Source organism: Pseudoalteromonas holothuriae, from assembly GCF_945859825.1.
In the GTDB taxonomy this organism is placed as follows: domain Bacteria; phylum Pseudomonadota; class Gammaproteobacteria; order Enterobacterales; family Alteromonadaceae; genus Pseudoalteromonas; species Pseudoalteromonas holothuriae.
On the sequence record NZ_CAMAPC010000002.1, the window covers coordinates 22,107 to 33,111 of the forward strand.

At 39.5% G+C, this 11,005-nt stretch carries 9 protein-coding genes; 2 read left to right on the forward strand and 7 right to left on the reverse strand.

Going from position 1 to position 11,005, the window contains the following annotated elements; translation table 11 throughout:
* Positions 1–60 precede the first annotated feature (60 nt).
* The 7 genes from OCI93_RS02415 to OCI93_RS02445 form a co-directional block, all read right to left on the reverse strand.
* Positions 61–1,431 (reverse strand): DUF3526 domain-containing protein, encoded by a 1,371-nt coding sequence (locus OCI93_RS02415; RefSeq protein WP_261591843.1) that lies wholly within the window; start codon positions 1,429–1,431, stop codon positions 61–63.
* On the reverse strand, positions 1,418–2,860 hold the full coding sequence (locus OCI93_RS02420; RefSeq protein ID WP_261625691.1) for an ABC transporter permease: 1,443 nt from the start codon (positions 2,858–2,860) through the stop codon (positions 1,418–1,420). Before OCI93_RS02420 ends, OCI93_RS02415 begins: the two co-directional genes overlap by 14 nt.
* Positions 2,861–2,885: 25 nt before the next feature.
* On the reverse strand, positions 2,886–3,608 hold the full coding sequence (locus OCI93_RS02425; protein WP_261591845.1) for an ABC transporter ATP-binding protein: 723 nt from the start codon (positions 3,606–3,608) through the stop codon (positions 2,886–2,888).
* 154 nt (positions 3,609–3,762) lie between these two features.
* Complete coding sequence (locus OCI93_RS02430; RefSeq protein ID WP_261591846.1) at positions 3,763–4,215, reverse strand: hypothetical protein; 453 nt, start codon at positions 4,213–4,215, stop codon at positions 3,763–3,765.
* A gap of 12 nt (positions 4,216–4,227) precedes the next feature.
* Positions 4,228–5,487: an MDR family MFS transporter gene (locus tag OCI93_RS02435; RefSeq protein WP_261591847.1), complete on the reverse strand. Its 1,260-nt coding sequence runs from the start codon at positions 5,485–5,487 to the stop codon at positions 4,228–4,230.
* Positions 5,488–5,492: 5 nt separating this feature from the next.
* Entirely contained in the window at positions 5,493–6,314 is an 822-nt protein-coding gene (locus OCI93_RS02440) for a nicotianamine synthase family protein (RefSeq protein WP_261625692.1), read from the reverse strand.
* Between the two features lie 150 nt (positions 6,315–6,464).
* The gene (locus OCI93_RS02445; protein ID WP_261625693.1) at positions 6,465–8,594 is read right to left on the reverse strand and encodes a TonB-dependent siderophore receptor; all 2,130 of its coding nucleotides are present in this window, start codon (positions 8,592–8,594) and stop codon (positions 6,465–6,467) included.
* A 652-nt stretch (positions 8,595–9,246) separates the two neighbouring features.
* Here OCI93_RS02445 and OCI93_RS02450 point away from each other — a divergent pair.
* Together OCI93_RS02450 and OCI93_RS02455 are read left to right on the forward strand one after the other, a co-directional pair.
* Positions 9,247–9,858, forward strand: coding sequence for a LysE family translocator (locus OCI93_RS02450; protein ID WP_261595263.1), 612 nt, complete (start codon positions 9,247–9,249; stop codon positions 9,856–9,858).
* Positions 9,839–10,978, forward strand: coding sequence for a glycoside hydrolase family 18 protein (locus OCI93_RS02455; RefSeq protein ID WP_261625694.1), 1,140 nt, complete (start codon positions 9,839–9,841; stop codon positions 10,976–10,978). The genes OCI93_RS02450 and OCI93_RS02455 overlap by 20 nt, the downstream gene beginning before the upstream one ends.
* Positions 10,979–11,005: the final 27 nt, after the last annotated feature.

Below are 11,005 nucleotides of genomic sequence, written 5' to 3' on the forward strand. Positions count from 1 at the left end.
TAAAGTTTTGATAGCAAAACATGAACATCGGTGCGCGTTCATGTTTTGCGAATATGTTTGTTAAACAGGGCGAAGCTGCTTTAACCTAAATATTGCCAATGAAGTAATAACCAAAACGACTAGCATACTGAAGAATAACTGCCAAAATCCTTGTGTGCCTCTTTTTTCTCCAGTGTGTTTTTGTGCCTCAAATAACACAAAATTATCCACATCTTCTTTAGTAATACTTTTATTAAAAAAGAGATAATCGTAAAAGAAATGTCGTATTTTAGTATGGTAATCAGCAATCTCTTGCAGATATTGGGTTTGATTCTCACTGCTTGTATTTGCTAATTGATTTAGCTTTAGTTGAAAAAATAACGCGGGGGAGAGGGTGCTGAGCGTTTGTAATTGCCCATGCCGTGCGTAGCTATTTTGTAAGTAATCTAACCATTGATCTTGCACGGCAATGTCACTCATATGCTGCTGAGCATAATACCATTTCCAATCAAATGCCTCACCCAGCGGGGCAGTATTTTGCCAACGTGGTTCATGTTTTAAAAACGTATCTAGCGTTGCTTGTTTATCTTTATCCCAGCCATCATTGAGTTCGATGCGTTGTTTTAAACTAATTTGCAGCGGTGCTTGTGTTTGGTATTGATTGGATAAAAACAGTTGTACTGCACCCGGTATCAACATCGCAAATAGTACCCAGCTACTGAGATAAGCTAGGCTATTGAATACGCTGCTTTTATCAAAGCTCATAATAAACGCTGCAATTGCAAACCAAAACAACATATACACGCTGGTTGCAATCAGCACAGTCCAAAATAGCACATCAAACGGCAGTGATAGCAATAACGCGGCGCTGATTAGCAAGGTGACGACAAGCAACCAAATAACAATAAACCGTAATGCAATTTGTTTACAGACTTGACGAAATGCACTGGTTGGCAGAGCGTTTAGCAGCCGCCAACGGCCTGCGTGTTGCTCATCGGAAATAAGCGTGACTGTCATAATGCCAATGACTAGAGGTAAAAGGTATACCAGCACAAAACCTAAATCGAGCCCGCCCGCGCGTTGCTGAGAGGGGTTGACGATTTCTCGGTTGAAAATTTGGCTTTGTAGTGCAGTTGCACGCACTTTCATTGCCACCATTGACGATTGACTTTCACCAACAAACAACGCAGCCCAAGGGCTAAGCTGCCATTGAGTGGGAGCACTGGCATAGTAGGCCAATGATCCTGCTGCAGGAAGGCTATCTTGGCTGGTTACATGCGCTCGTTCTTTTTCAAATACAACTTGAGATTTATACTGATCAATACGAATTGACTTGTATCCTTGCGCGCCCTGATAAATGGCAAAAACACCAGATAGAAGAAACAAAATGAGCACCAGTTTATTAATTTTTCCTGAAAATAGCCGCTTACATTCGAGTTTAAACAGTTGCATAAACCCTCCTTTGCATTTGTGTTGAATTTAAAACGATGAACAGTGTTATCACGATCAATAACGGCAGTATCCACAGCCAAGAAAATGTTCTGAGTGACCAAGACAGTGTGGGACTCTGGTAGTGAAATGGCTCAAACTCTTGCCAATATGATTTATCTACTTTTTGATCTCGGTCATTATGATGGTGTATTTCATTGGTGTGCAATTGGTTTAATTTTTGGATACGCGCATATCTATGTGCCTCGGCTTGCTGTTCAAATTCCAAAAAGTGATTGGTATCTGTACGTGTCAAAGCCATTGAAAAGTCGCGTACAAACAAATAGGGGTTTAACCAATAAAACTGACGTATAAACTGCTGCTGAGCTGCAAATTGCACCAGCTGTTGTTCATAATGCTTTTGATAGATTTGTGCATTGAGCTTTTCTCCCTCTTGCATTACTAGTCCTTTGTAATTAATGGGAAGCGCTTCAACGGATTCTACACCATATTTTTTTAACGTATCTTCTCTAAATTTATTGAAATAGGGGTCATCAGGGTTGTGACTGTTGCCGACCTTGCGATTGTCTAATTTAACCGCCAGTTCAAAGTCATTACGCTTTTGATGAGGGTATTGGTTATGAGCAACTTCGGCCAATATACGAGGCATTAAAATGGTCAAGATAAACCACACCGATGTGAGTAATACCAGCGCTTGTTTAGGCTCTTTAACACAACTTGAGATAAACAATGTTAGCCCAATCCAAAATAAACAATATAAGAGGTACACACAGAACAAAAGCAGCAATCTTAGGGCACCTTCAGATGAAAGTGTTGCACCTGCATTACTTGCTAAAATCAGTGATAAAATAAAAACGGGCAAGATAAACACCACGGACAACAGCAGATAGCTTAAACTCTTCCCTGTGATCAACTCACGAAAAGACACTCCCATAGACATTAATTGTCTGAGTGTGCCGCTTTTTTGCTCACCACTAATGCTTGCAAAACCAAGCGCAATAATGAGTAGCGGCCAAATAGTCAGTAAAATGTTGGCACTGCTTAGCTCTGAAAACCTCAGCAATGTTCCGCCATCTTGGTCATTTGCAAAATTGGCACTGTTTTGCTTGTGGGCTTCGAGAAAAATGCTGTCTCCAACCCATGCATTCACCCCTAAGTCAAAAAAGCTCAGCGCGCTGGGTTGGCGAAATGCAAAGTGACCAAAATGCGCTACGCGATGTGGGTGTCTATCGGGTTGGGCTTGCCACTGTTGCTCCACTTCGGCTTGTGCGGCAGTTTGGGTTTTAACACTGTGTTGAAATTGCTGCCAGCCGGTAAATAACGCGACTGCAAGTAGCAACTGAATCATGATGAAGAGCAACCACAAGCTTGGGCTTTTACGCTTAATAGCCAGCTCATGGTTAAATATCTTCATTACCCTTTGATTAATCATGTATAAAAACTTCCTATGTGAGTGCTTAGCTGGCTTGTTTTATTGGGCTTTTTGATGAGATTAACTCGTGATAAGTGTTCTCTAGCAGGTTGATTGGTAGCTGTTTATTATCGAGCAGAGTTAATAGGCAACCGTTGTCCATAATGGCTATTTTGTTGGCGAGTGTGTGTGCACAATAAAAATCATGCGTTACCATTAAAATTGCCGCGCCTTTTTTGGCTAACTGTTCAATCACTTTAATAAATTCAAGAGTGGCACTTGGGTCTAGTCCTGAAGTCGGCTCATCTAATAACAGAACTTTTGCTTGGCGAATAATCGCAAATGCGATCCCGACTTTTTGTCGCATGCCCTTAGAGTAGCTTTTGAGTAACTGTTTACGTACGTTCGGCGCTAACCCTGTTTCATCTAATGCGGCATTAATTTGCGCCTCTGATACATCTAAGTTTGATAAGCTCGCCAGGTACTTTAAATTATCTATGGCGTTAAACTCTTGATAAAGGTTGACCTGTTCGGGTAAATACACCAGTTTATCTTTACTGCTATCCGTGCTGTGAACATCCATTCCGTCTATTAATGCTTGACCACTGTCTGGTTGTAAAAAATTGAGAAATAAATTAAGCGTGGTACTTTTACCTGCGCCATTGGCACCTAACAGGCACATTATTTCGCCTTGAACGACTTTAAAGCTAAGGTCGTTGAGTACTTGTTTACCTGAGAATGATTTACTTAAATTTATGGCTTCTAACATGAAAGCACTCCTTTAATGAAGATCCGCTTAGCGCTGAGAGTTACGTATTCAAAGAAACAATGAACATGTATTTTTGACTAAAGCAGAGCAAATGAAATATGAATAGTATTTTGTTATAACATATCAAAATATATCTAAATAGAAACAACTTTTGTTAACTTAGAGGCACTAAAAAACTTGCCGTACCAGTGAAAGCACCGCCCTCAACGTGAATTTGTGCATCTTTATAGTACACAAGCCCTTGTGATAGTTGCTTTTTACACTGTTTTGGAAAGAAACCTTCAAACCGAACTGCCTGCGTTGTATTTATTGAGCGTTTAAATTTAATATCTAGATCACGCAGATATACCTCTCCGGCTTTTTTAGTTAACTTGTTATCCCAACATCCATAGATGATGCCCAGTTGAGAAATCCAAATCATGGCACTTTGCGCACTAAAATGAAATTGACCGTCTCCGGGCATTTGAAAGTACTCAACGTCAATGCGCCCGTCTATGTAACCAGGCTCTAATGACACTGAGCTAAATGACATTCTTTCTTTTCGCCAGCCATTTTCTAAATAGTCTGACATATAGGCACGTTGTTGCTTTGGGCTAAGTTGAATCATAAAATTTCCTTACTAATGAGTAGATGGGTGAGTTAACCGGCTTTGTTCTTGCTCTACATGTGAGGGCATTAGCAGTGCATGTAATACTGCGCTCACCAGACCTATAGCCATTAAGCAATACCATGCCAAGTGTGTACTAATATCCGATAAGTCAAATGCGAGGCCTACGATACTGCTACCGGCGATAAGTCCAACGCCTGCAAACAGGTAAAAGAACCCATAATGTGTGGCAACATAATGGTTGTTAGCCAAATCTGATATTTGACTCATGATAAAAGGAAAGCTGACCATGGTGCCCAGTGTAAATACGATTGCCAACACACTCAGTGGTACGTAGTAAAGTATACCTTCATTAAAAGGCCAATCTGGTACAAGGGAACCAAATGATAAGCCCATCAACGCGATACCAACTGTTATCCAATGTTGAGGTGCAAGCCATCGCTCACACAGCCGAGTTACTGGAAATTGCAAGCAAATCGCAATAATTGCACACAGTGTAAGCACCCATGCCACATCTTGTAATTCGCCAGATTGATTAACAATATGAATGGGGATCGCAAAAGAAATTTGATTGATGAGCATAAAATAGCCCATCATAATGGCAGAAAACTTTAAGAAACCTCTATTGCCTAATACGCGAGTGATCATACCTGATATATTCTTTGAACTTGTATTAGTGTTGTGTTTTGTATGACTTGAAATAGCAGATTTAGGCAGCAAAATAGTAAATATCACGGTAAAAATTAAAAATGGTATGGATGCTACAATACACAAAATATCGAAGCCTATATTGAGCAATAGCAAGCCACACAGCGGGCCTAATAATTCACCGCCGTTTCTTGCTACCCCGACTAATGAAAACATTTGTGCTCGACTGATCATTTCTTGTTTCGCAAAATAAGCTTGTGCAGCGGGTGTGAACAGTGCCCCCGCAAAGCCAGTTAAAAAAGCAGCGATAAACAGCATCGGCGTTATTTGCGCGAACAAAAAGAGTAAAAACCCAATCGCACGCAGTAAACAGCCAATGACAATGAGTGTTTTCGCACCAAATAAATCAGCCAGTAACCCACCGACTAAAAAGAGGCCTTGCTGGCAAAATGATCGAACACCAAGCACGATACCTACCAGTGTTGCACTCAGTAGTAAGTCTTGTTTTAAGTATCCGGCTAAAAATGGGATCAGCATATAAAAACCCAAGTTGAATACAAATGTGGCGCATAGCATCCAGCGATATTGATTATTGAGCTTTTGATAAGAAGAAAAAATAGACATAATGATTACACTGGCTTTTGTGCAATTAAAATCGAGTGAAAGTTATCTGCATATGTTTGCACCTTTAATTTCAGTGCAAATGGTAAAAGCCCAGACTCATCAATACTAGGATATAGTAATGTGCGCAAATTATACGCTGTGCGCACCACCAATTGCGCACCTGGGCGCATGTGTTCAAATAAATGTTTAATGATCTGATCTTTAATCTTTTCATCACCGACTAATGCCGCAAGCCAAATAACATCATATTGCTGTAATTGGTCTTGCTTACACACATCATTGTGAATAAAGGTCATGTTTTTGTCTGGCCTCAAGGCTTCACTAACCGCTTTGCCTAGCATGAGATCTGATTGGTTGATATCGAGGTTCTCTACGACCAAATCGGCATTAAGCAACGCCAAAGAGGTGAGTGGCAGCGCCCCTGAGCCAACCATTAAAACATTTTTTACAGGTTCGTTAGCCAATGAGTAAATCGCGTTAATCTCAAGGCCAGTTGCTCGCTCATAATGTTGAAAATAAGGATACTCTTGTCTTAATAAAGTCGCTGAATCTTCGCTTTGAATAAGGCGTTGCGCCCAGTGTCTTTCATACAAACTTGATGCTTGACTGAATAAGTGTTGGATACCGGGTTTTATTTGCTGAATATCTGGTTGAGCTAATACACCAGTTGCGAACTCACTGCCATGCTCATTAGATAATAAGTCTAAAAAGCGATGAAACTTGCTCATATTGTCTGGTGTTATTTCGAGTTTAGACATTGCTGTAATATTTTTGTATTCATGTGCAATGTGTGCCGCATGGGTTTCTACCGAGTGAGATATCGTCATAAGTAAATTGCTATGTCATCCTTAATTTATGTTATAACATATCATTTGTATTGCTTGTGTGTAAATAAGTGTGTGGAAGTATTTTACCTAAACTATATACATGCTGCTAAAAGCAAATTGATGCCTTGTGGGACAAGGCACTTTTTTAGGTTAGAAGTTATAAGAAGTTGAAAGTTGAATCTTACGAGGCTCACCGGGTTGAACCCACATTTGTGTATATGAGTTAGTGTAATGTTTACGGTCAAACGCATTGTGTACTTGTGCTTTGATAGCCCAGCGCTCATTGACTTCATATTCAGCAAAGAGGTTAAAAACCACATAAGATGGCAAATAGAAGTCACTACCGCGTTGCCCTAATCGCTTATCAACATATTGAAAACCAATGCCTGCAGACATATTCTTGTCATAGATCTTATAATGTTTGATAAGTTGTAAGCTTGCCGCATTTTCTGGAATATTCAGTAAATCATCACCCGCTTTGATGCCAACGTATAAGCCAGTATCTATCGAGTCTTTTTCTACTTGAGCATCGAGGTACGTATATGAAAACCTAATTTGTGCATCACCAGGTAATTGTCCTGCAATATCTAGTTCAACACCACGGCTGCTGGCCTCGCCAATAGCGGTATTAAATCCTGGGTTTTGCACATCGGCGACAATAATATTGGTTTGTTCACTGTCAAAATAGGCCAGCGTAATATCTAAACTGTTATCAATTAATGACCATTTTGTACCAAGCTCTACAGACTCACTTTGATTGGGTTCAAAGCCATTACCTTGATGGTCAGTTCCAAAGTTTAAGCGGTATCCTTCACCATAAGTTGAATAGAGTGACCAGTTGTCAGTTAATTGATATACAAGCCCCAGCTGAGGGCTAAAATGTTGCTCAGATTGCTCCGCAGACAGGTTGCGTATTTTATCGTCAGTTGTTTGCTTTAACCAATCAAACCTGCCTCCAATTCGTATTTGTAATGAGTCAGACACACTGATTTGATCTTGAATATACATACCTGTCGCCCACTGGTTTTGTTGACGTACAACCACAGGCTTTGGTGTGGGTGGTGTATGTTGTCCATAAACTGGTTGATGTATATTCAATGCATATAACTGTGCGTTAGTAGGGCTTGTGCTAAGAGCGGGTGCTCGCGCGACACGATAATCTCTATCAAATTCAAAGCGGTCATAGTCGATACCTGCGATGATGTGATGCTTAAATCCGCCAGCTTCAATATCTCCCGCTAACTCAAAACGCGCCACGTATTGATCCGTATCATACGCTCTACTTCGGTGTTGGCGTGTTAAGGTTTGACCATCAAGGTATAGTTTTTGGCGTGAAGGTGACACATCAGCATCACTTGATAAGCTATCCAATTCTGTTTGTCTAAATGCCAGCGCAGAGCTTAATTGCCATACATCATTGACATCATATTGCCACTGCAGTTGGTGTCCGTGTACCATTGTGGTCGTGGGCCCGTCACCTGGCTCACCTAAAAAGCGCTCAATAGGCATAAAATCAAAATTACCTTGCAACGCGATAATTCCTCTATCGAATGGGATTTCTTGCTCTGCATATTCAAGCTCATATGTCCAAGAAGAGCGTTCATTGTGTTCAAAAGCAAATGCAGCCGTAATACCTTGTTTTTGTGTTTCTATGGTGTCGCGAAAGCTGTCTTCTTGTTGGTAAAAGCCGATAAATCGACCTGCCAAATTATCAGACAATACAGTGTTAACATCGGCTTCTACACGCTGATTTTGGCGGCTGCCCAAAGTTAATTCAAACGCACTTGAAGACGTAAATGTTGGCTTCTTAGTGACTAAGTTAATTGACCCGCCAGGCTCCCCACGGCCAAATAGTGCCGCCTTTGGCCCTTTGAGTACCTCAACTCGTTCAATGCCTGAGGCATCACGGGGCCCTGAGAAACCTCGACCGGCATTAAAGCCATTAACTAAATAGCCACTGGGCACATTTTCATCGCCAAAAAAGCCACGAATAGCAAAACTATCCCAAAGCCCACCTAAACTATTTTGACGGCTCACTGAGGCCGACATATCTAGAATTTGTGTTAAGCCATTTAAGCCAGTGCTTTCAATAAGTTCTGCATCAAATTCTAAAACAGCTTCTGGAGACTGTAAGTGAGTAAACTCACCACGATAAGCTTGACGCTCGCCGGTGACTTCAATTGTCTCTATTGCTGAGTTATCATTCGCTTGAGCCGAAAAAGCGGCAGCCAGTGAAAGAGAAAGTACGCTTAAACGACAAGCATAATGTGAGGGTATCATTATCAATCCTTCATTTTGATATGTTATAACATTTTGCGTACTGTATCATGAGTCTTTCAGGCTGTTAAGCGTTAATCGTTTAATAGAATGGGTTGTTCTTTAATATTTTTAAGTGAATAAGCGCGCTATATTTCTCTGCGCTAATAAATTAGAAAGTAGAAATAAGTTTATGATTTATTTGCACTCATTTTTATTAAATGGATGCCTAACCAATGAAAATGAAAAATAACAGCTTAAAGATACTCTAAGGCATGATTGTGAATATTTGAACATAGCTTATAGCACTTACTAACTATGAAGTATTTAAAGAATTTTAACTGATTAAATGTACTGTAATCACCATATTTTAAGTTGATTTGTATATGTGTAAAAGGCGTTAATATTTAGCCAGTCAACTTTAGAGATGATGAATAAAAATAGGAAATGAAAACTTACAAGTTAATGCAAAAAAAAGATAACAGTTGTGAAATATGTTGATATATTACTTGGGGTAGTGCAAGTGCCGCAAAATTGACTACAAAAAAATGGCTAACACTTTCTAGTAAAAAAGAGTTTAAGAGACTAGTTAATAAAGGCCGATAATGTGGATATTTCAATGAGTCTTTAGTTTTGATTAAAACTGCTTATTTAATAGCTATAATTAGGAGAATAAATGGATAATTACCTCATTTATATTGGTGTTGCTTTGGTGACTATTTTGGTTCCTGGCCCAGCAGTTGTTTTAACGCTTAACAATTCCATGCAAAGAGGGTTACCAAGAACACTAGCTGGTATTTTTGGGGTCTCGCTCGGTATTTTGCTTGTTGCTGTCATTTCCGCTACAGGCGTTGGTGTTTTGCTTGCTAATTCTCTTTTCGCTTTCTCTGTAGTAAAAATGATGGGGGCGATATACCTTATTTATTTGGGTATTAAAATGTTGCGATCTAAAGGAGGCGTTGATCAACCGCCCACTTTGCAAAGCGTTTCTTATCGATATTGTTTTTTAGAAGGTTTTTTCGTTTCTGTTTCAAACCCAAAAGCCATTGTGTTTTTTATCGCTATTTTCCCCCAATTCATCAATACAACGCAAAGCTACATGGCCCAGTTTATACTTTTAGCTGTTACTTTTAGCGTACTGGTTCTTATGATTCATACTGCCTATGCATTGTTTGCCTCACTTGCCAAAACAAAGTTTTCGTCAAAACAAGACGGCGCTATTTTAAACAAGGTAAGTGGTAGTATTTTTGTGTGTTTTGGTGTTGGTCTTGCAACAGCTAGCAGGTAGAGCGCTGCAAGTATGCATGTTGCTTACTGATATGCATAAACGGGTTGGTATGGAGTTATTTGTTAGATATATTTTTTTTGTAGCTTTTTTAGCATTATTCGGTTGTTCTGAAAAATCAGGCAGTATGTACGCTGAACATATCTCTGAACCGAGTTGTAAACCCATTATTGCAGTTTATCCTGTTTGGAAGCATAGTAATGCAGAATTAAAGTCATTGCCTTGGAATGATTTCACGCATATTGCCATTTCTTCAATTTACCCAATGTCTACCGGTGAACTGCATTCCCAAGAGGCTGATTTATTTGTAGATACTCTTGTTTCATTGGCTCATAGTAAGGATAAAAAAGTTATTATTTCTGTCGGTGGTGCAGGTAAGGGGAGCCAAGGGTTTGTTGAACTTTATAAAAATCATGAGCGAGTAACAGAGTTTGTATCTAATTTATTGCTGTATGTTGAACATCATAAAATTGACGGTATTGATATAGATTGGGAATATTGGACTTACCAGCATGTGCAAGGAAAAAGTGGCAATGACCCTATCGAAAGTCAACAACTAGTAGATCTTGTTAAACGTTTAAAAGCGACTATGAAACCAGAGTTGCTTCTTACGGTAGATATTATGGCGGGTCACTGGGTTGGAGAGCAATACCTACCTGAACTACAAAAGCATGCAGATTACGTTAATTTAATGGCATTTGACTTTACTGGTGCTTGGCCTGAATCAGCGATTGGATACCACTCAGATTATAGTACATTCATAAAATCCATCGAGTTCGTATTAGACAGAGGATTTAATAGAAATCAGGTTTTAGTTGGCGTACCAGCGTACGGCATTGAGTTTGAAAATGCGTCGAATAATACGATAAATCATCACTCTTATCGCAGTATAGTGAATGAACTCGATGGAAATTTGGCAGATATAGCTAAAGAGAAATTTAATAATATCTATTTTGAATCACCACAAACCATAAAAAAGAAATTTAGTTATGTAAAGGATGAGTTACTAGGTGGTATTTTTATGTTTGAAGTAACCTCTGATCATCGAAGTCCTGAGCATAGCCTACTTAAATCGGCCCAATCTATAATCAATGACAATTGCCCAAATAATGAACTGCAATAAAGATGGTGAAATGTTTTACTTATTGGT